We start from the raw sequence: 20,170 nt of genomic DNA, 5'->3' as shown, positions 1-20,170 counted from the left end.
TCAAAAAAACCCCGCAACCACCCCCGCCGCCACCTTTTCCCCCCGGGCCACCGGGGCCCCGGGGGGGGGGGGGGCCGGGTCCCCCGGGCCCCCGCCCCGCTTTGCTGCGTCGCGGACGCACCGGCTCCCGCGCGCTCCACCGCGCCCGACTTAAGGCTTTCAGTACAGCCCGATAACAGTGGGGGGAAGGGGGTTCTATGTTCTGTCTACGCGCGTTAATCTGCGGCGAAGTCAGCGCCGTCCGGAACGCCGTCGGTGCGAGTACGAAGGAGCACATCCCATGCGCCGCGTTTCCCGAATAGCGCTCGCAGGCACTGCGACCGTGGCTCTCGCCGCGTCCCTCGCCGCCTGCGGCGGCACGTCCACCGACGCCTCGAAGCAGAGCGGCGGCGGCAAGTCCAAGGGTCTCGCCATCTCCTACGACGTCGGCGGCCGCGGCGACCAGTCCTTCAACGACGCCGCGTACGAGGGCCTGAAGCAGTCCGAGAAGGCCTTCGGCTACAAGGGTACCGACGTGGAGCCGAGCGACGGCGAGTCGGACGCGGACAAGACGGCGCGCCTGGTGGCCCTCGCCAAGCAGGGCTACAACCCGATCGTCGGCATCGGCTACTCCTACGCCCCGGCCGTCAAGGCCGCCGCGGCGAAGTACCCGAAGACCACCTTCGGCATCGTCGACGACTCGACGGTCCAGGCGAAGAACGTCGCGGACCTCGTCTTCAGCGAGCAGGAGGCCTCGTACCTGGCCGGTGTCACCGCCGCCAAGACGACGAAGTCGAACGTCGTGGGCTTCGTGGGCGGCGTGGACGTCCCGCTGATCCACAAGTTCCAGGCCGGCTTCGAGCAGGGCGTCAAGGACACCAACAAGAAGGCCAAGGTCGTCTCGCAGTTCCTGACCGAGACCGCCGACGAGGGCGGCTTCTCCAGCCCCGACAAGGGCAAGACCGCCGCCGACGGCCAGATCGACAAGGGCGCCGACGTGGTCTACCACGCGGCCGGCCTGTCCGGTCAGGGCGTCATCCAGGCCGCCGCCGACAACAAGGTGTGGGCGATCGGCGTGGACAGCGACCAGTACCGGCAGGGGGCCCTCGCCAAGTACAAGAAGTACATCCTGACCTCGGCGACGAAGGACGTCGCCAAGGCCGTGTACAACCTGGCGAAGTCGGTCCAGGATGGCAAGCCCGAGACCGGTGTCATCACCGGTGACCTCAAGTCGGGTGAGGTCGCCCTGGCCGGCTCGAACCCCGAGTTCGCGGACAACGCGGACCTCCAGAAGGCTCTGAAGACTGCTCAGGAGAAGATCGCCAGCGGCGAGATCAAGGTCAACAGCAAGTAGCCGTAACCAGCGGGACACGTCCGGGGAACGGGGTGCGGGGAGGCTGAGGACAACGCCTTCCTCCACCCCGTTTGTCCGGATTGTGGTCAACTCGCAGTGCCGTAGGGGCTCTACGCGCGTAGTAGTAGGCGTCGGCCCCCTGTCCATTCCACAGGAGTGTGCGCCATCAACGCGTCCAGCAGCCCGCCGGCCGTCGAACTGACCGGCATCACCAAACGCTTCCCCGGCGTCGTCGCCAACCACGACATCCACCTCACCGTCCGCAGGGGCACCGTCCACGCCCTCGTCGGGGAGAACGGTGCGGGCAAGTCGACGCTGATGAAGATCCTCTACGGCATGCAGAAGCCGGACGAGGGCACCATCGCGATCGACGGCGAGAGCGTCTCGTACACCTCGCCCGCCGACGCCATCGCGCGCGGCATCGGCATGGTGCACCAGCACTTCATGCTCGCCGACAACCTCACGGTCCTGGAGAACGTGGTGCTCGGCAGCGAGAAGCTGCACGGGATCGGGGCCAGGGCCCGCCGGAAGATCCTGGAGATATCCGAGCGCTACGGCCTCGGCGTGCGCCCGGACGTCCTCGTCGAGGACCTCGGCGTCGCCGACCGCCAGCGCGTGGAGATCCTCAAGGTCCTCTACCGCGGCGCCACCACGCTGATCCTCGACGAGCCGACCGCCGTCCTCGTGCCGCAGGAGGTCGACGCGCTCTTCGACAACCTCCGCGAGCTCAAGGCCGAGGGCCTGGCCGTCATCTTCATCTCGCACAAGCTCGGCGAGGTGCTCTCCGTCGCCGACGAGATCACCGTCATCCGGCGCGGCACCACGGTCGGCACCGCCGTCCCCGCCGAGACCACCCCGCGCCAGCTCGCCGAGCTGATGGTCGGCTCCGAGCTGCCGACCCCGGAGACCTCCGAGTCGACGGTCACCGACCGCCCGGTGCTCACCGTCCGGGCCCTGCGCCTGGACGCCGAGGGCGGCCGCCCGCTCCTGGACGACATCTCCTTCACCATCCACGCCGGTGAGGTCCTCGGCCTCGCGGGCGTCGAGGGCAACGGCCAGACCGAGCTGATCGACGCGATCATCGGCCTCAAGCACGCCGACTCCGGCAGCATCGCGCTGGAGGCCGACGAGATCACCGCGTGGTCCACCCGCAGGCGCCGCGAGGGAGGCGTCGGGTACATCCCCGAGGACCGCCACCGCCACGGGCTCCTGCTGGAGTCCCCGCTGTGGGAGAACCGGATCCTCGGCCACGTCACCGAGAAGCCCAACGCGCGCGGCGTGCTGCTCGACATCAAGGCCGCCCAGGCCGACACCCGGCGCATCGTCGAGGAGTACGACGTGCGCACCCCCGGCATCGACGTCACCGCCGCCTCGCTCTCCGGCGGCAACCAGCAGAAGCTGATCGTCGGCCGCGAGATGAGCCACAGCCCGCGCTTCCTCATCGCCGCGCACCCCACGCGCGGTGTGGACGTCGGCGCGCAGGCGCAGATCTGGGACCAGATCCGCGAGGCCCGCCGCGAAGGACTCGCCGTGCTGCTGATCTCCGCCGACCTCGACGAGCTGATCGGTCTCTCGGACACCCTGCGCGTGATGTACCGCGGCCGGCTCGTCGCCGACGCCGACCCGGCCACCATCACGCCGGAGGAGCTGGGTTCGGCGATGACCGGCGCGGCCTCCGGCCACCTGGAACACGTAAGCGAAGACGCCGAGATCCCGGCGACCCGTCAGCCGGAGGACGAGTCCTGATGGCCATGAAGAACACGTTCGACAAGGAGCGGCTGCTCCTCGGGGCGGCCGGTCCGGTCATCGCCCTGGTGACGTCGGTCGTCCTGACCTCGATCGTGCTGGTGCTGTCGGGCAAGAGCCCGATCCAGCCCTACACGATCATGTTCACCCAGGCCACGTTCTCCGACGTGCAGGTCCTGATCATCAACCAGGCCGCCATGTACTACCTGGCCGCCCTCGCGGTGGCCATCGGCTTCCGGATGAACCTGTTCAACATCGGCGTCGACGGCCAGTACCGGCTCGCCGCGATGGTCGCCGCCATCGTCGGCGCGAAGGTGGCGCTGCCCGCCGCCCTCCAGCTGCCGCTGCTGATCCTCGTCGCGATGCTCACCGGCGCCATGTGGGCCGGCATCGCGGGCCTGCTGAAGGTGACGCGCGGGGTCAGCGAGGTCGTCGCGACGATCATGCTGAACTCCATCGCGTCCGGCCTGATCGGCTATCTGTACCTGCCGGACATCTTCGGCGTGCAGGTCGGCAACAACAAGACGACCGGCCAGATGCACGAGTCCGGCTGGTTCCCCGGCATCGACATGGGCGCCTCCGGCGAGATCTACGGCTTCGTGGTCATCGCCGCCCTGCTCGGCGTCGCCTACTGGTTCGTGCTCAACCGCACCCGCTTCGGCTTCGACCTGCGCGCCACCGGCTCCTCCGAGTCGGCCGCGGCCGCCTCCGGCGTCGACGCCAAGCGCATGGTGCTCACCGCGATGCTGGTCTCCGGCGGCCTCGCGGGCCTGGCCGGCATGCCGCTGCTGCTGGGCGAGGCCCACACCTACAGCCTCACCTTCCCGACCACCATCGGCTTCACCGGCATCACGATCGCCCTGCTGGGCCGCAACAGCCCGGTCGGCATCGCCTTCGCCTCCCTCCTGATCGCCTGGCTCGACAAGGCCTCGCAGCAGCTCGACTTCGAGGGCTACGACAAGGAGATCGCGACGATCATGCAGGGGATCATCGTGATCGCCGTGGTCGTCTCCTACGAGTCCGTACGCGTCTGGGGCCAGCGCCGCCAGCAGCGCCGGGTCGGCATCGAACTCGGCACCGCGCTCGCCCGGCCCACCGGCACCGACGGCACCAACGACACCAAGAAGGAGGTGGCTGCCCGATGAGCACGGCTCCGGTCCTCGACAAGAAGCCCGCGTCGCAGCCCGCACCCGGCGGCCGCCGCAGAATGTCCCTCCCCGTGACGATGCTCGTCATCGCCGCGGTCCTCGCGCTGACCTCCCTGGTCCGCCTGATCACCGACGCCGACGGCATCACGAACGTCAGCCAGATGGCGACCGCCCTCCAGCTCGCCGTGCCGATCGGCCTCGCCGGGCTCGGCGGCCTGTGGGCCGAGCGCGCGGGCGTGGTCAACATCGGCCTCGAAGGCATGCTCATCCTCGGCACCTGGTTCGGCGCCTGGGCCGGCTACCAGTGGGGCCCGTGGGTCGGCGTGCTCGCCGGCATCATCGGCGGCGCGATCGGCGGCCTGCTGCACGCGGCCGTCACGGTCACCTTCAACGTGAACCACATCGTCTCCGGTGTGGCCATCAACATCCTGGCGCTCGGCGTCACCCGCTACCTCTCCAACTTCACCTTCGAGGGCGTCGAGGGCGGCACCACCAAGCAGTCCCCGCCGGTGGACTCGCTCGGCACGCTCACCGTGCCGGGCCTGTCCGACTGGCTGACGACCCTGAACGAGAAGCACTGGTTCCTGATCTCCGACCTCGCCGGCCTCCTCGGCGGTCTGGTCACCGACCTGTCGCCGCTGACGATCGTCGCCGTCGCCCTCGTCCCGTTCACCTGGTGGGTGCTGTGGCGGACCTCGTTCGGGCTGCGCCTGCGCTCCTGCGGCGAGAACCCGGTCGCGGCCGAGTCGCTGGGCGTCAACGTCATCAAGTACAAGTACCTCGCCGTGATCATCTCCGGCGGCCTGGCGGGCCTCGGCGGCGCGTTCCTGTCGATCGTCGCCAACCCCTTCTACCTGGAGGGCCAGACCGCGGGGAAGGGCTACATCGGCCTCGCCGCGATGATCTTCGGCAACTGGATGCCGGGCGGTCTCGCCCTCGGCGCGGGCCTGTTCGGCTACACCGACAGCCTCAAGCTGCGCGGCGGCACGGAGAACGTGCACGCGCTGCTGCTCCTGGTCGCCCTGCTCCTGGTGATCGGCGCGGTCTGGATGCTGGTGCGGAAGAAGTACGTCGCCGGCGCGGTCTGCGCGGTCGTCGCCGCCGGTACGGCAGCCTGGTACGCCACCACGGACGACGTGCCGACCCAGCTCGTCACGGCGACCCCGTACATCGTCACGCTGCTCGTCCTGTCCTTCTCCGCGCAGCGCCTGCGCATGCCGAAGGCGGACGGCCAGCCCTACCGGAAGGGCCAGGGCGCGTGATGACGGACGCCGACTGGGAGGCGCTGCGGCAGGCGGCCCGCGAGGCCATGTCCCGCGCGTACGCCCCGTACTCGGGCTTCCCGGTCGGCGCGGCCGCCCGCGTCGACGACGGCCGCACGGTCACCGGCTGCAACGTGGAGAACGCCAGCTACGGCCTCGGCCTGTGCGCCGAGTGCGGGCTGGTCTCCCAGCTCACGGCGACGGGCGGCGGCCGGCTCACCCACTTCACGTGTGTGGACGGCAAGGGCGAGATCCTGATGCCGTGCGGCCGCTGCCGCCAGCTGCTGTACGAGTTCGGCGGCGCCGAACTGCTGCTGGAGACCTCCGTCGGGGTGCGCTCGCTGGGCGAGATGCTGCCCGACGCGTTCGGCCCGGACCAGCTCGTCTGACGCGCCCGCGCCACGGCATCGGCCGCTCCTCCTTCGGGAGGGGCGGCCGTTTCGCGTGACGGGACCCCGGCCGGCCCGTCCGGCCCGGATTGTGACAACCCCACAAAGTGTGCGGGTCGAATCGCTCGCATCCCGGGCTTCTGCGCGGGGCGCTCGCCGTGATGGTCTCGGAGCAGAGCACGAAGCGTCTTGTGAACTATCTATAAGGGAGCTGCCGAGATGCCCCAGAGCGAAGCGGTGCTGGTGACCGGTGCGGGCGCGACGACCCCGGTGGGCGGTGACGCCGCGGCCACCTGGGCGGCGCTGCTGGCCGGCACCTCCGGGGTGCGTGCCCTGAGCGAGGAGTGGGCGGCGCGGGTGCCGGTGCACGTCGCCGCCGGGCTCGCCCGCGACCCGGCCGACGAGCTGTCCCGGGTCGAGGCGCGCACGCTCGACCGCGTCGAACAGGTCGCGCTGGTCGCCGCCCGGGAGGCCTGGCGGGACGCGGGCGCGCCCGAGGCCGACCCCGTACGCGTCGCCGTCGTGATCGGCACCGGCACCGGCGGCGTCCTCACCACCCTCGCCCAGGACGACGTCTTCGAACGGTCCGGGGCCCGCAGGCTCTCCCCGCACACCGTGCCGATGCTCATGCCCAACGGCCCGGCCGCCCGGGTCAGCATGGACCTCGGCGCCAAGGGCGGCGCGCGCACCCCGGTCAGCGCCTGCGCCTCGGGCGCCGAGGCGCTCGCGACGGGCCTGGACCTGATCCGGGCGGGCCGCGCGGACGTCGTCGTCGCCGGGGGAGTGGAGGCGTGCCTGCACCCGTTCACGCTCGCCGCCTTCGCGCAGATGAAGGCCCTGTCGCCGCGGGACGGGGACCCGGCGGCCGTCTCCCGGCCCTTCGACACTGCCCGCAGCGGCTTCGTGATGGGCGAGGGCGGCTGCGTCCTGGTTCTGGAACGGGCCGGATTCGCCCGAGCCCGCGGCGCCCGCGTCCTCGGCACGCTGGCCGGGGCCGCGGTGGGCTCCAGCGCCGACCACATCACGGCGTCGGACGCCGGGGGCCAGATCGCGGCCATCGAACTCGCCCTGCGGGACGCCGGACTCGGCCCGCGCGACATCGGCCACGTGCACGCCCACGCCACCTCCACCCCGTCCGGCGACCTCGCCGAGGCGACGGCCGTGCGCAAGGCCATCGGCGACCACGCCCCGGTGAGCGCCACCAAGTCGACGACCGGGCACATGCTCGGGGCGTCGGGCGCGGTCGGCGCCCTCGCCGCGCTGCTCGCCCTGCGGGACGGCGTCGCCCCGGCCGTGCGCAACCTGGACGAGCTGGACCCGCGGGTCGACCTCGACGTCGTCCGCGGCGAGAACCGCACCGGCCGCTGGGGCGCCGCCCTCGCCAACTCCTTCGGGTTCGGCGGGCACAACGTGAGCCTGGTGTTCACCGGCGACCACTGAGGCCGACGCTCTTCCCGCCCCGCATCTATGCGCGTAGAGTCTGGCGGGTCACCTGTAGCGGGCCCTGGAAGGAAGTGCCATGGACGTCATCTCCGTCATCCGTACGAAGCGGGACCGGGGCCGGCTGAGTGACGAACAGATCGACTGGGTCGTCGACGCGTACACGCGCGGCGCGGTCGCGGACGAGCAGATGTCGGCGCTCGCCATGGCCATCTTCCTGAACGGCATGGACCGCGCGGAGATCGCCCGCTGGACCGCGGCGATGATCGACTCCGGCGAGCGGATGGACTTCTCGGTGCTGGGGCGCCCGGCCGCCGACAAGCACTCCACGGGCGGTGTCGGCGACAAGATCACGCTGCCGCTCGCGCCGCTGGTCGCCGCGTGCGGCGCGGCCGTGCCGCAGCTCTCCGGGCGCGGCCTCGGCCACACCGGCGGCACCCTCGACAAGCTGGAGTCGATCCCCGGCTGGCGCGCGGACATCGGCGGCGCGCAGATGATGCGCACCCTGGAGGACGTCGGCGCCGTCATCTGCGCGCCGGGCAGCGGCCTGGCCCCGGCCGACAAGAAGCTCTACGCGCTGCGCGACGTCACCGCGACCGTCGACTGCATACCGCTCATCGCCTCGTCGATCATGTCGAAGAAGATCGCGGAGGGGACCGGCTCGCTGGTCCTCGACGTCAAGGTGGGCACGGGCGCGTTCATGCGCGAGCTGGACCAGGCCCGTGAGCTGGCCCGCACCATGGTCGGCCTCGGCGCCGACCACGGCCTGCCCACGGTCGCGCTGATCACCGACATGAACACCCCGCTCGGCCGGACGGCGGGCAACGCCCTGGAGGTGCGCGAGTCCGTCGAGGTGCTGGCGGGCGGCGGCCCCGCCGACGTCGTCGAGCTGACCCTCGCGCTGGCCCGCGAGATGCTCGACGCGGCGGGCCTGACGGACGCCGACCCCGCCAAGGCCCTCGCCGACGGCTCGGCGATGGACGCCTGGCGGCGCATGATCGCGGCGCAGGGCGGCGACCCGGCCGCGCCGCTGCCCACGGCCCGCGAGACCCATGTCGTCACCGCCGCCGTCTCGGGCGTCCTGACCCGCCTCGACGCGCTCTCGGTGGGCCTCGCCGCCTGGCGGCTCGGCGCCGGCCGTGCCCGCAAGGAGGACCCGGTGCAGGCCGCCGCCGGCATCGAACTCCACGCCAAGCCCGGGGACACCGTCGTCGCCGGCCAGCCCCTGATGACCCTGCACACCGACACCCCCGAGCGGTTCGCGTACGCGCTGGAGGCGCTGGACGGCGGCTGCGACGTCGCGACCGCGGGCACGGAGTTCACCGCGGGGCCGATCGTGCTGGAACGCATCGCCTGATCGGGGGCGTCGAGCCACCCCGGGCCCGGGCCACCCCCGGCCCGGGCCCTCGGCCACCCCGGATCCGGGCATCCCGCCCCCCGGGCGCCCCCGTCACCCCAGCAGCGCCGCGACCACCACCAGCACCGGTACCGCCACCATCGTCGACAGCAGGATCGACTCCCGGGCCAGCCGCTCGGCCACCCGGTACCGGCTCGCGTACGTGAACAGGTTCTGCGCCGCCGGGAGCGCCGACGTCACCACGACGTCCAGCAGCCGCGCCCCGTGCAGCCCGAACAGCGACGTCGCCAGCGCCCAGGCCGCCACCGGCTGCCCCACCGACTTCAGCGCCGTCGACAGCAGCACCGGCACCCGGTCCGCGCCCCGGCCGCCCGGCCAGGAACTCCCGCACAGCGAGATGCCGAACGCGATCAGGATGGCCGGCACCGACATGTTCGCGATCAGTTCCAGCGGGTCGAGGACCGGCGACGGGACGCTCCAGCCCGTCGCCGACACCAGCACCCCCGACAGCGACCCGATCGCGATGGGATTGCGGAACGGGGTCACCAGCCGCTGCGCCCACGACAGCCGGGCCCCCGACGACGCCTCCGCCAGATCGAGCACCGTCAGCGCCACCGGCGTCACGAACAACTGCTGGAAGAGCAGCACCGGTGCCACGAGCGAGGCGTCCCCGAGGACGTATACGGCGATCGGGATGCCGAGATTCCCCGAGTTCACGTACGAGGAGCAGAGCGCCCCGATCGTGGTGCGGCCCACGCCCCAGCCGCGCACGGCGCCCACGGCGACGAAGATCCCGGCCGTGACCGCCGTGGAGAGCGCCGTCACCAGCAGGCTCGGCGACAGGATCAGGGACAGGTCGGCGTCGGCCAGCATCGTGAAGAGCAGCGCCGGGGTCGCCACGTGGAAGGCCAGCCGGGTGAGCACCTCCCGGCCGCCGTCGCCGAGATACCCGCGCCGGCCGATGACGTAACCGACCGCGATGACCAGCGCGATGACCGCGAACCCGTTGAGTACCCCCTGCACGCACCCCACCATCGGACGCGGAAGAACCGCAGGTCAACGCCGAGCGGGGGCAACGTGATCCAGCCCACGCCGCAACCGGGGCCCGGTACCGATGAGTTCCGCCCCGCTGTCCGGTCTCGTCTTGCGTGGCCGCCTACTCGTCTCCTCCCGTCGTGGTCGTCGCCGGGCCGATCCGCTCCGCCGACGTGCCGGACCTGTGCGCCCGGGTCCGCGCCGCCCACCCGGGCGACGGCACGGACCGCGCCGAGATCGTCTGCGACGTCTCGGGCGTCACCGGCGCCGACTTCGACACCCTCGACGCGCTCGCCCGGATGCAGCTCGCCGCCCGGCGGGCCGGCGGACGGATCCGGCTGCGCGATCCGTCCCCCCGACTCGTCCTGCTGCTACGGCTGACCGGGCTGGGGGAGGCCCTGGGCGTCCAGCCGCTCGGGGACGCCGAACAGCGGGAACCACCGCTTGGCGAGGTCCAGGAAGCAGTGGAAACCGGCGATCCGGCCGTCTGAGATCTCCAGGACCTGGATGGCCCAGGGCACGAACCCGCCGCTCGCCGGGTCGGGCTTGTAGTGCGCGAACGCCGGTGTGCCGTTCGCCGAGACCGGCAGCAGGCGGGAGCCCGCGCAGTCGTGGCCGAGGGTGAGCATGAAGCCCGTGATGTCGTCCGTGCCGCGCAGCCACAGGTCGAACGGCGGCATCGTCATGACCGCGTCCTCGGCCAGCAGCTCGGTGAGCGCCTTCATGTCGTAGCCCTCGAAGGCCGACACATAGCGCTCCAGGAGCTTGCGCTGCGCGTCGTCCAGCGGGTCCGCCGTCGCCGAGTCCGCGGGGGGCGCGTCCGCGAGCGTGGCGCGGGCCCGCTGCAACGCGCTGTTCACCGACGCCACCGACGTGTCGAGCAGCTCGGCGACCTCACTGGCCTTCCACGCCAGCACCTCGCGCAGGATCAGCACCGCCCGCTGCTTCGACGGCAGTTGCTGGAGTGCCGCCACGAACGCGAGGCGCACCGACTCGCGGGCGACCGCCGCCTCCGCCGGGTCGTGGACGGTGGGCAGCACGCGGGCGTCCGGCATCGGCTCCAGCCACACATTGTCCGGACGGGGGGTGAGCGCGGCCTGGGCGAGCGGGGCCGCCGCCGTCAGGTCCATCGGGCGGGCCCGCCTGTTGCCCGCGTTCAGCGAGTCCAGGCAGACGTTCGTCGCGATGCGGTAGAGCCAGGAGCGCAGGCTGGAGCGGCCCTCGAACTTGTCGAAGCTGCGCCACGCCCGGACCATCGTGTCCTGCACGGCGTCCTCCGCCTCGAACGCCGAGCCCAGCATCCGATAGCAGTACCCGGTCAGCTCGACCCGGTATTTCTCCAGGTCGGCGACGCCGGCCCTCGTCGCGGTGTCACTCATCGTCCAACGCCCCCATCGCGGCTGTGATCGTCAACACATCCCCACCACTTCGCAAGCTACCGCAGCCCACTGACAACGGCCCCCGGACCGGCGAAAGCCGCAGGTCCAGGGGCCGTGGGGAGCGCGCGGGGGCAGGGCGCGCGAGGCGTGGTCAGTGCGCGGAGGCCGGCACGCCGCCGTGCCGCCGGGTCCGCGCCGCGTACGTCCCCCACACGGTCAGCGCGACGACGCCGAGCACGGCGACGAAACCGAGCCCCACCGTGCCGTCCCAGCCCGCCGCGTGGAACGCCAGGGCGCCCACCGCCGAGCCGACGCTGGAGCCGATGTAGTAGGCGGACTGGTAGAGCGCGGACGCCTGCGCCCGGCCGTGCGTCGCGGTGCGGCTCACCGAGGACGACGCCGTGGCGTGCCCGGCGAAGAAGCCCGCCGTGATCAGCACCAGACCGACCAGCATGACCGGCAGGTGCGGCACCAGTTCGAGGACCAGGCCCGCCGCCGTGGTGCCCGCCGCGAGGTAGAGCGTGCCGCGCCGGCCGAGCCTGGCGACCAGCCTTCCGGCCGCCGACGAGGAGACCGTGCCCACCAGGTACACCAGGAAGATCGAGCCGACGAGCCCCTGGGACAGCGAGAACGGCGCCGCGCTGAGCCGGTAGCCGATCACCGTGTAGGTCGCGCCGAACACCATCATGAACAGCGCGCCGATCACGTACAGGCGGCGCAGCAGCGGATTGCCGAGGTGGTCGCCGACCGTGCGCGCGAGGGCGCGCGGGTGCAGCGAGCCCGCCGCGAAGTGGCGCGGCGCCGGCAGCAGGGCCCGGAAGGCGACCGCGCAGCCCACCGCGATCACCCCGATGGTGCCCACGGCCACCCGCCAGCCCCACGCCTCGGCGAGCCAGCCGCCGATGATGCGCCCGCTCATGCCCCCGATCGAATTGCCCGCCACGAACAGGCCGATCGCCGTGACCAGCGCCTTCGGCCGGACCTCCTCGGCCAGGTAGGCCATCGCCGAGGCGGGCAGGCCCGCGAGCGCGGCGCCCTGCACCACCCGCAGCGCGACGAGCACCTCCAGGCTCGGCGCGAACGGCACCAGGAGCCCGACCGCCACCGCCACCGCGAGCGACGCCGTCATCAGCGTGCGCCGCCCGAACCGCTCCGACAGCGCGCTCAGCGGCAGCACGCACACCGCGAGCGCGAAGGTCGCCCCGGACACCGTCCAGCTCGCCGCGCTCGCGCTGGCCCCGTAGTCGGCGGAGACCAGGGGCAGCAGGGCCTGGGTGGAGTACAGCAGCGCGAAGGTGGCGACGCCGGCCAGGAAGAGGGCGAGGCTCATCCGGCGGTAGCCGGGCCCGCCCGGGGTCAGGCGGGTGTCGCCGGCCGGTGCGGTCGGGGTGGCGGGGGCGGGGTCGGCGACCGCGGGGGTGACGGCCGCCCGGCTACTGGCAGGTGACATGTCACGAACGTAGAAGCGTCCGATTCATGCGTCCAATGCACGGACCGCCCATAATCGTTCACATGGAGCATGAGCGCAGGTCACACGGTCGCACGCCACCGATGAGTGACGGGGAAGACATCGTCTCGCTGCTCGTGCCCCGGCTCGCCCACTTCGCCGCCGTGGCCCGCGCCGAGCACGTCACGCGCGCCGCCCAGGAGTCGCAGGTGCCGCAGTCGACGCTCAGCCGCGCGCTGGCCCGGCTCGAACGGGACCTGGGCGTCGGCCTGTTCGCGCGGCACGGGCGCACGGTGTCGCTGACCCCGGCGGGCCGGACGTTCCTCGCCGCCGTCGAGCGGGCGCTGGCCGAGGTGGAGAGGGCCGCCGAGTCCGTCCGCGCCGACGCCGACCCGGCCTCCGGCAAGGTCGCCTTCGGGTTCCTGCACACCCTGGGCGTCGAGACGGTGCCCGGCCTGCTCAGCGCCTTCCGCGCGCGGCACCCCCGGATCCGCTTCAGCCTGGTGCAGAACTACGGCGAGGCGATGCTGGAGCGGCTGCGCGCGGGGGAGCTCGACCTGTGCCTGACCTCGCCGCTGCCCGACGCCCCCGACCTGGTCGCCCGCCGCCTGGACGAGCAGCGGCTGCGGCTCGTCGTCCCCGGGGACCACCGGCTCGCCGCCCGCAAGCGCGTCCGGATCGCCGAGTGCGCCGACGAGACGTTCGTCACCCTGGAGCCCGGCTACGGACTGCGCCGCATCTTCGACGACCTCTGTACGGAGGCGGGGTTCAAGCCCCGCGTGGCGTTCGAGGGCGAGGAGGCCGAGACGCTGCGCGGCCTCGTCGCGGCGGGCCTCGGCGTCGCGCTGCTGCCGCCGCCGACGGTGCCCCGGCCGGGAGTGGTCGAGCTGACGGTCGCCGGTGGCCGCGCGGTCCGCGAGATCGGCGTGGCCTGGCTGGACGGCCACCCGGACACCCCGCCGGTGGCCGCGTTCAAGGAGTTCCTGCTGTCGCGGCGCGGGCGGCTGCTGCCGAAGGAGCCGAAGGAGCCGGAGGAGCCGGAGAGCGCGCAGGCGTCCTGACGGCGGCGGGCCGCCGGGGCGGTCCGGCTACGCGGAGAGCGTGCGGCCGAACCCCGCGGCCAGCGGCATCCGCAGCCCGATCGGCGGCGGCGCGGCCAGCGCGTCCTGCAACGGCCGGGAGAACGGGCGGCCGAACAGCGTGCCGAGCACGAAGTCCACGGCCAGCGCGGAGACTTCGGCCCGGTGCTGGGCCATCGCGTGGCCGTCCGAGTGCACCTCGAAGCGGCACACGTCCCGGTTGGCCTTCTTCGCCCGGCCGGCGAGCCGGAACGACAGCTCCGGGTCGGTGCGCCGGTCGTCCGTGCCGTGCACGATCAGCACGCTGCGGCCCACGAGCTGTTTCACCGGTTCGGGCGGCGCCGCGACATCGTCCTCGGGGAGCCAAGGGGCGAGCGCGAGCACGGAGTTGACGGTCTCGTGGCCGCCCGCGCGCAGCGCCGCCCGGCCGCCCATGTCCCGGCCCAGGAGGCAGACCGGCACGTCGCCGTAGCGGCGCACCACCTCCTCGGCGGCCCACTCGGCGTCCCGCGCCAGCTCGGCCTGCGGACCGTTCCACCCCCGGTACCGGTACTGCACGGCGTGCGTGACCAGGCCCTGTTCGCGTCCCGCGCGCGTGAGGCGGCGCGCCAGCGGGCGCAGCAGCGCCGCCGCGAACGGCGAGGGTCCGCGGCTGGACGCCTCCTCGCCGGACGGCAGCAGCAGCACCACGCCGCCGACCGCCCCTGGCACCGTCCCCACCGCCCTGCCGAGTCCGGCCCCGCGGGCCGGTGTCGCTCGCTCCTGCATGACAGAACAGTGTCAGAAGCCCGGATGTACGCCACCCGTCCGCCGGGTCACTGTTGCGTATCGGCAGATCACGTTCTTTGCACTTTCCGACACCGAACCGCGCCGACCCGGAGCGATCTACGCGCGTAGGAGTTAGAGTGCCGAAATGACGAGCCAGACACAGAACGTGCCCACCGCGGAACAGGTCCGCCGCGCCCCCAAGGTGCTCCTCCACGACCACCTCGACGGGGGCCTGCGCCCCGGCACCGTCGTCGACCTGGCGCGCGAGCAGGGGTACGGGAGCCTGCCGGAGACCGACCCCGACAAGCTCGGCGCCTGGTTCCGCGAGGCCGCCGACTCCGGCTCCCTGGAGCGGTACCTGGAGACGTTCGCCCACACCTGCGCCGTCATGCAGACCAGGGAGGCGCTGTTCCGGGTCGCCGCCGAGTGCGCCGAGGACCTCGCCGAGGACGGCGTCGTCTACGCCGAGATCCGCTACGCCCCCGAGCAGCACCTGGAGCGCGGCCTCACCCTCGAAGAGGTCGTCGAGGCGGTCAACGACGGCTTCCGGGAGGGCGAGCGGCGCGCGAAGGAGAACGGCCACCGCATCCGGGTCGGCGCCCTGCTCACCGCGATGCGGCACGCGGCCCGCGCCCTGGAGATCGCCGAACTGGCCAACCGCTACCGCGACCTGGGCGTCGTCGGATTCGACATCGCGGGCGCCGAGGCCGGCTTCCCTCCCACCCGCCACCTGGACGCGTTCGAGTACCTCAAGCGCGAGAACAACCACTTCACGATCCACGCGGGCGAGGCCTTCGGGCTGCCGTCGATCTGGCAGGCGCTCCAGTGGTGCGGCGCCGACCGCCTCGGCCACGGCGTGCGCATCATCGACGACATCAAGGTCGCCGACGACGGCACGGTCCAGCTCGGCCGCCTCGCGAGCTACGTGCGCGACAAGCGGATCCCGCTGGAGATGTGCCCGACGTCCAACCTCCAGACGGGGGCCGCCGACTCGTACGCGGGCCACCCCATCGGCCTGCTGCGCAAGCTGCACTTCCGGGCCACCGTCAATACGGACAACCGTCTGATGTCGGGTACGTCGATGAGCCGCGAGTTCGAGCACCTGATCGAGGCTTTCGGATACACGCTCGACGACATGCAGTGGTTCTCCGTCAATGCGATGAAGTCGGCGTTCATTCCTTTCGACGAACGACTGGCGATGATCAATGACGTCATCAAGCCCGGGTATGCCGAGTTGAAGTCCGAGTGGCTGTTCCGCCAGACCGCTTCGACCAGCGGTTCTGTCACCGGATGACAGAGTTCACGCACCACGGGGGCGGCCGCGGATTCCGACGCGCGGCCGCTTTCCGGTGTTTGCGGACGCGTCGATGGCGTGTTTACGGTCGTGGACCGCTCAAGCCCCGTCTACGACATACGTCATGAGGACGCATTCACGATGAAGCAGTCTGCTGTGAAGACCCTCGGTGTCGCCGCTCTCGGTGCCGCCTTCGCCGCCGCCGGTGCGGGCGCCGCGACCGCCGCCCCGGGTGTCCCGGACGCCACCGCCACGCTCGACTCCCTGACTCAGAACCTCCCCACTGAGTCGCTCACCAGGACGCTGCCCGGGGCCCCCGAGTCCCTGGCCGCGGGCCACAACGCCCTCGGCACCCTCGCCACCGCCGCCCCCGCCGTGGAGAAGGCCGCCCCCAGCCTCCTCCCCACCGACGGCGCCTCCCCGGTCTCCGGCCTGCTCGGCGGCCTCCCGGTCGGCGGCCTCGCCGGCGGCCTGCCCGGCCTGGGCGGCTGACCCACCGCACACCCACAGGGGCGCACCCGCGATCTCGCGGGTGCGCCCCTGTGGCGTACGCGGGCGTCGGTGCGCCCCGGTCACCAGGCCTGACGGGCCTTGTTCTCGGACGGGAACAGGATCCACAGCGCGAGGTAGAGCAGGAACTGCGGTCCGGGCAGCAGGCAGGAGACCACGAAGATCACGCGCATCGTGGTCGCGGAGGTGCCGAAGCGCCGTGCCAGCGCTGCGCACACTCCGCCGAGCATCCGTCCGTCGATGGGGCGGGCAAGGGCGGTCATGAGGGGCTCCTTCGCGAACCGTGGATGGCTGGTGCCGATGACATCGACACTACGGTCACGAAGCGGTCAAAACGTCAGCTCACGGGGCGATGCCGACCCTGGTAATCGTCGGGGTCCGACCCTGAGCCGGCTCCTCCACGAGGAGGGGCGCCCCCTCCGTCCCGCGGCGGAGCCGGGCCCGCAGGACCGGCACCACGACCAGATGCGCGACGGCCACGCCCACGGTGTTCAGCAGCACCGAGTCGATGTCCACGACCTGGCCCGGCACCCCGGTCTGGAGCAGTTCGATGCCGAGCGAGATCAGCGCGCCCGCCGCGACCGTACGCACCAGCGAACCCCACACCGACACATGGACCCGCCCGCCCGCCAGGGGCAGCAGGAAGCCCAGCGGCGCGAGCAGCACGAGACCCCCGCCGATGCGCGCCGCGCCCTCGCGCCAGCCCAGCGCCAGATCGGCGCGGATGCCCGCCAGCGGATGCAGGTTCGCCGCGCTGACCCACGGCACGTCCAGCGGGCGCAGCATGATCCATGCGACGAGGAGGAGATGCGCGGCGAGGAGGGCGAAGCCTGCCGTACGGATGCGGACGGCGGCCGCGTGGCCGCCTGGGCGATGGCGCTGCACGCTCCCCAAGACGCAGGGGGCGGGACGAACGGTTCCGGGGGGTTCCGGGGGGCCGCGATGACGTGGGTCACGCGCGGGTCGGCCGGGGGCGCGGGGAACCGTGCGGGCGTCCGGCCGCGGGCCCGCGGCCGGACGCCCGGCGTCAGCCGACCGTCCGCGCCGGAGCCGGGATCGTCCCCGGCCGCGCCTTCACGGCGTCGGTGCACGCGTAGTCGCGCAGCGGGTCGTCCCCCGGCCCGCCCAGGACCACGTGGTCCCCGTCCTCCGTCGTCATCTTGCTGTTCGCGAACGTACAGACGATCTGGGCGAGGGCGTACGGGGACAGGTCGTCCGGCGGCGCGCTCAGCCGCAGCGCGCCGGACGGATCGCCCGGCGCCGGGCCCGAGACCTTCAGCCGGGTGCCCACGTCCGTCGAGAAGCCCGCCTGGCCCTCGGCGGACGACGGCCGCCGCGCCAGCTGGGCCAGCAGCTGCTGGGCGACCACGGCCCGCTCGGTGGACTGGTCGCGCTCCAGGGTGACCGTGCGGTCGACCGTCACGAGCTGCGACGTGCACACCAGATAGACCTGCACCGCGAACTGGCCACCGGTACGCGCCTCCTGCGTCGCACCCGCCCGCGTCAGGGCGCAGCCCACACGCGTGGGCGCGGCGCCGAACTCGGTGGGGACCTCCGTCGGCCGGATCCCGCACCCGGCGAGCAGCGTCGCCGACAGCCCGAGCAGGACCGACAGCCTGGTGCGCGGCCTCACGTCGCGGCACCGCCTTCCTGGGGGTCCCCGGCCCGCCCGGCGCCGCCGGGGCCGGGCGCACCGGTGTCGGGGTCGTCGGGGTCGTCGGGGTCGTCGAGGTCGTCGTAGGTGTCGCGCGGCAGCCGCAGCGTGAAGACCGCCCCGGCGTCCGGGGAGTTCGCGGCGGTGATCTCACCGCCGTGGATGTGCGCGTTCTCCAGGGCGATGGACAGCCCGAGCCCGCTGCCCTCCGACCGCGGCCGCGACGCGCTCGCCTTGTAGAACCGGTCGAAGACGTGCGGCAGCACGTCCTGCGGGATGCCGGGCCCGTGGTCGGTCACGGCGATCACGAGGTCGTCACCGTCCTGGGTGTCCTCCGTGCGCACCGAGACCCGCACCGGCGAGCCGCCGTGCTTGAGCGCGTTGCCGATCAGGTTCGCGAGGATCACGTCGAGGCGGCGCGGGTCGACCCGCGCCATGATGCCGCGCTCCGCGTCGAGATCGACGGCGTCCAGCCAGGCCCGGGCGTCGATGCAGGCGGTGATCTGGTCGGCGATGTCCACGTCGTCGAGGACGAGCCGGGCGGTGCCCGCGTCGAAGCGGGTCACCTCCATCAGGTTCTCCACGAGGTCGCCGAGCCGCCGCGTCTCGCTCACCACGAGCCGCACCGCCGGCTCGATCATCGGGTCCACCGAACCCGTCTCGGCGTCCAGCTCCTCCTCCAGCACCTCGGTCACCGCGGTGATCGCGGTCAGCGGGGTCCGCAGCTCGTGCGACATGTCGGCGACGAACCGGCGCGAGGACTCCTCGCGCGCCCGCATGTCGGCGACCTGCTTCTCCAGGTTCTCCGCCGTCTTGTTGAACGTCCGCGACAACTCGGCCAGCTCGTCGGTGCCGGACACCCGGAGCCGGGTGTCGAGCTTGCCCTCGCCGAGCCGCCGGGCCGCGATCCCCAGCCGGTGCACCGGCTTGAGCACGGTCGTCGCGGCGGCCTGCGCCAGCAGCGCCGAGCCGATCAGCGCGAGCCCGGTGGCGATCCCCAGCGACCAGGCGAGGGAGCTGAGGTCCTTCGCCTCGGGTTCCAGCGACTTCAGCATGTAGCCGGTCGGCCCGCCGTTCACCCGCGCGCCGCCCACCAGGTACGGGTCGTCGTCCTGCGTGGTGCGCTGCCAGTACAGGTGGTACGCGTTCCTGTCGTCGGACGTCACCGCCTGCTTGCGGACCACCGCGTCCTGCAACGCGTCCGGCACGTCGGCCAGTGTGAAGGCGTCGAGGTCCGAGTTGCCGACCACCTGCCGGCCGTTCTCGTCCGTGCCGATGAGCAGCACGCTGAAGTGCTGGCTGCTGTCGGCCATCAGGTTCGCCGCGTGCTGCAACTCGCCCTGCGTGGGATGTTCGGGCAGCACGGCCGCCCGGTTCTGCATCTCCTGCTGGAAGTCGCTGAGCGCCGCGTCCTGGGTGCGGGTCAGCACCGCCTCGCGGTTGAGCCAGTACGCGATCCCGGACGCGGAGACCGCGGCCGTCAGCGCCACCAGGGCGAACACGACCACGAGACGCAGCCGCAGGCTGGTGAAGCGCAGTCCGGCGAGTATCGCCCGCCGGGGCGGGGCGGCCGCGGCGGGTCCGCCGTGCCCGGGCCGGTCGTGCGGCTGGGTCACTGAGGCGAGTCCAGCCGGTAGCCCACGCCGCGCACGGTACGGATCAGGGTCGGCGACGACGGCACGTCCTCCACCTTCGCGCGCAGCCGCTGCACACAGGCGTCGACCAGCCGGGAGTCACCGAGGTAGTCGTGCTCCCACACCAGGCGCAGCAACTGCTGCCGGGACAGCGCCTGTCCGGGCCGCCGGCTCAGCTCCAGCAGCAACCGCAGCTCGGTCGGCGTGAGTTGCAGGTCCTCGCCGTTCTTGGTGACCGTCATCGCGGACCGGTCGATGACCAGCGACCCGAACGACGCCGAGTCGTTCGCCTCGCGCTCGCCGCGGCGCAGCACCGCGCGGATCCGGGCGTCGAGGACCCGGCCCTGCACGGGCTTCAGCACATAGTCGTCGGCGCCGGACTCCAGACCCACCACCACGTCGATGTCATCGCTGCGCGCCGTGAGCAGGATGATCGGCAGCTGGTCGGTGCGCCGGATGCGGCGGCACACCTCGAATCCGTCGATGCCCGGCAGCATCACATCGAGCACGATCAGATCCGGCCGCTGCTCGCGCAGCAGCTTCAGACCGTCCTCGCCGGTGGCAGCGGTGGCCACCCGATGACCCTGGCGGGTGAGCGAAAGCTCCAGGGCCGTACGGATGGCGTCGTCGTCCTCGATCAGCAACAGGGAAGGCACGAACGCCATTCTGGCCCATGACTGGCTCTTAGTTCGACC

At 72.5% G+C, this 20,170-nt stretch carries 20 protein-coding genes; 11 read left to right on the top strand and 9 right to left on the bottom strand.

The genetic code is table 11. The annotated features are described in order from the left end of the window. The first annotated feature begins 280 nt into the window (after positions 1–280). The 7 genes from ACIP5K_RS02295 to ACIP5K_RS02265 all read left to right on the top strand — a co-directional run bounded on the left by ACIP5K_RS02295 (position 281) and on the right by ACIP5K_RS02265 (position 8,675). Positions 281–1,333 (top strand): BMP family protein, encoded by a 1,053-nt coding sequence (locus tag ACIP5K_RS02295; RefSeq protein ID WP_401404107.1) that lies wholly within the window; start codon positions 281–283, stop codon positions 1,331–1,333. Positions 1,334–1,489: 156 nt separating this feature from the next. Beyond that, positions 1,490–3,079 carry an ABC transporter ATP-binding protein gene (locus ACIP5K_RS02290; RefSeq protein ID WP_401404105.1) on the top strand — a complete coding sequence of 530 codons (1,590 nt, stop codon included), beginning with the start codon at positions 1,490–1,492 and terminating at the stop codon, positions 3,077–3,079. 5 nt (positions 3,080–3,084) lie between these two features. Next, entirely contained in the window at positions 3,085–4,224 is a 1,140-nt protein-coding gene (locus ACIP5K_RS02285; RefSeq protein ID WP_401405232.1) for an ABC transporter permease, read from the top strand. Next, entirely contained in the window at positions 4,221–5,489 is a 1,269-nt protein-coding gene (locus ACIP5K_RS02280) for an ABC transporter permease (RefSeq protein ID WP_401404103.1), read from the top strand. Before ACIP5K_RS02285 ends, ACIP5K_RS02280 begins: the two co-directional genes overlap by 4 nt. Beyond that, positions 5,489–5,878, top strand: a complete 390-nt coding sequence (locus ACIP5K_RS02275; protein WP_401404101.1) for a cytidine deaminase — start codon at positions 5,489–5,491, stop codon at positions 5,876–5,878. Before ACIP5K_RS02280 ends, ACIP5K_RS02275 begins: the two co-directional genes overlap by 1 nt. A gap of 219 nt (positions 5,879–6,097) precedes the next feature. Next, entirely contained in the window at positions 6,098–7,318 is a 1,221-nt protein-coding gene (locus ACIP5K_RS02270) for a beta-ketoacyl-[acyl-carrier-protein] synthase family protein (RefSeq protein ID WP_401404099.1), read from the top strand. Between the two features lie 79 nt (positions 7,319–7,397). Continuing rightward, positions 7,398–8,675, top strand: a complete 1,278-nt coding sequence (locus ACIP5K_RS02265; RefSeq protein ID WP_401404098.1) for a thymidine phosphorylase — start codon at positions 7,398–7,400, stop codon at positions 8,673–8,675. 93 nt (positions 8,676–8,768) lie between these two features. On the opposite strand, the gene ACIP5K_RS02260 is transcribed toward ACIP5K_RS02265, so the two are convergent. Next, positions 8,769–9,698, bottom strand: a complete 930-nt coding sequence (locus ACIP5K_RS02260) for an AEC family transporter (RefSeq protein ID WP_401404096.1) — start codon at positions 9,696–9,698, stop codon at positions 8,769–8,771. A gap of 125 nt (positions 9,699–9,823) precedes the next feature. Here ACIP5K_RS02260 and ACIP5K_RS02255 point away from each other — a divergent pair, with 125 nt between their 5' ends. Next, positions 9,824–10,201: an STAS domain-containing protein gene (locus ACIP5K_RS02255; protein WP_401404094.1), complete on the top strand. Its 378-nt coding sequence runs from the start codon at positions 9,824–9,826 to the stop codon at positions 10,199–10,201. On the opposite strand, the gene ACIP5K_RS02250 is transcribed toward ACIP5K_RS02255, so the two are convergent. Together ACIP5K_RS02250 and ACIP5K_RS02245 are read right to left on the bottom strand one after the other, a co-directional pair. Then, positions 10,082–11,089, bottom strand: coding sequence for a sigma-70 family RNA polymerase sigma factor (locus ACIP5K_RS02250; protein WP_401404092.1), 1,008 nt, complete (start codon positions 11,087–11,089; stop codon positions 10,082–10,084). The two genes, ACIP5K_RS02255 and ACIP5K_RS02250, sit on opposite strands and share 120 nt — an antisense overlap. A 151-nt stretch (positions 11,090–11,240) precedes the next feature. Beyond that, on the bottom strand, positions 11,241–12,539 hold the full coding sequence (locus ACIP5K_RS02245; RefSeq protein WP_401404091.1) for an MFS transporter: 1,299 nt from the start codon (positions 12,537–12,539) through the stop codon (positions 11,241–11,243). A 62-nt stretch (positions 12,540–12,601) separates the two neighbouring features. On the opposite strand from ACIP5K_RS02245, the gene ACIP5K_RS02240 reads away from it, so the two are divergent. Then, positions 12,602–13,597 (top strand): LysR family transcriptional regulator, encoded by a 996-nt coding sequence (locus ACIP5K_RS02240; RefSeq protein ID WP_401404089.1) that lies wholly within the window; start codon positions 12,602–12,604, stop codon positions 13,595–13,597. 27 nt (positions 13,598–13,624) lie between these two features. On the opposite strand, the gene ACIP5K_RS02235 is transcribed toward ACIP5K_RS02240, so the two are convergent. Next, positions 13,625–14,383, bottom strand: coding sequence for an alpha/beta hydrolase (locus ACIP5K_RS02235; RefSeq protein ID WP_401404087.1), 759 nt, complete (start codon positions 14,381–14,383; stop codon positions 13,625–13,627). Between the two features lie 145 nt (positions 14,384–14,528). Between ACIP5K_RS02235 and ACIP5K_RS02230 the strand changes: the two genes are divergently transcribed. After that, complete coding sequence (locus ACIP5K_RS02230) at positions 14,529–15,677, top strand: adenosine deaminase (RefSeq protein ID WP_401404085.1); 1,149 nt, start codon at positions 14,529–14,531, stop codon at positions 15,675–15,677. A 141-nt stretch (positions 15,678–15,818) separates the two neighbouring features. Then, a complete protein-coding gene (locus tag ACIP5K_RS02225) occupies positions 15,819–16,169 on the top strand; it encodes an ATP-binding protein (RefSeq protein WP_401404084.1) in 351 nt (116 codons plus the stop codon). Positions 16,170–16,249: 80 nt separating this feature from the next. Here ACIP5K_RS02225 and ACIP5K_RS02220 read toward each other — a convergent pair whose 3' ends face one another. From ACIP5K_RS02220 to afsQ1, 5 genes are all read right to left on the bottom strand, one after another. Further along, on the bottom strand, positions 16,250–16,450 hold the full coding sequence (locus ACIP5K_RS02220) for a PspC domain-containing protein (protein WP_401404082.1): 201 nt from the start codon (positions 16,448–16,450) through the stop codon (positions 16,250–16,252). 79 nt (positions 16,451–16,529) lie between these two features. Beyond that, positions 16,530–17,072: a VanZ family protein gene (locus tag ACIP5K_RS02215; RefSeq protein ID WP_401404080.1), complete on the bottom strand. Its 543-nt coding sequence runs from the start codon at positions 17,070–17,072 to the stop codon at positions 16,530–16,532. A gap of 142 nt (positions 17,073–17,214) precedes the next feature. Beyond that, on the bottom strand, positions 17,215–17,820 hold the full coding sequence (locus ACIP5K_RS02210) for a hypothetical protein (RefSeq protein ID WP_401404078.1): 606 nt from the start codon (positions 17,818–17,820) through the stop codon (positions 17,215–17,217). Beyond that, a complete protein-coding gene (locus ACIP5K_RS02205) occupies positions 17,817–19,457 on the bottom strand; it encodes an ATP-binding protein (protein WP_401404076.1) in 1,641 nt (546 codons plus the stop codon). Before ACIP5K_RS02205 ends, ACIP5K_RS02210 begins: the two co-directional genes overlap by 4 nt. Then, positions 19,454–20,131 (bottom strand): two-component system response regulator AfsQ1, encoded by a 678-nt coding sequence (gene afsQ1, locus ACIP5K_RS02200; RefSeq protein ID WP_383487233.1) that lies wholly within the window; start codon positions 20,129–20,131, stop codon positions 19,454–19,456. Before afsQ1 ends, ACIP5K_RS02205 begins: the two co-directional genes overlap by 4 nt. Positions 20,132–20,170: the final 39 nt, after the last annotated feature.

This window comes from Streptomyces sp. NPDC088785 (assembly GCF_044750685.1).
Classification (GTDB): Bacteria; Actinomycetota; Actinomycetes; order Streptomycetales; family Streptomycetaceae; genus Streptomyces.
Note: the sequence above shows the minus strand (reverse complement) of the source record. Positions and strands in the feature narration are given on the sequence as shown.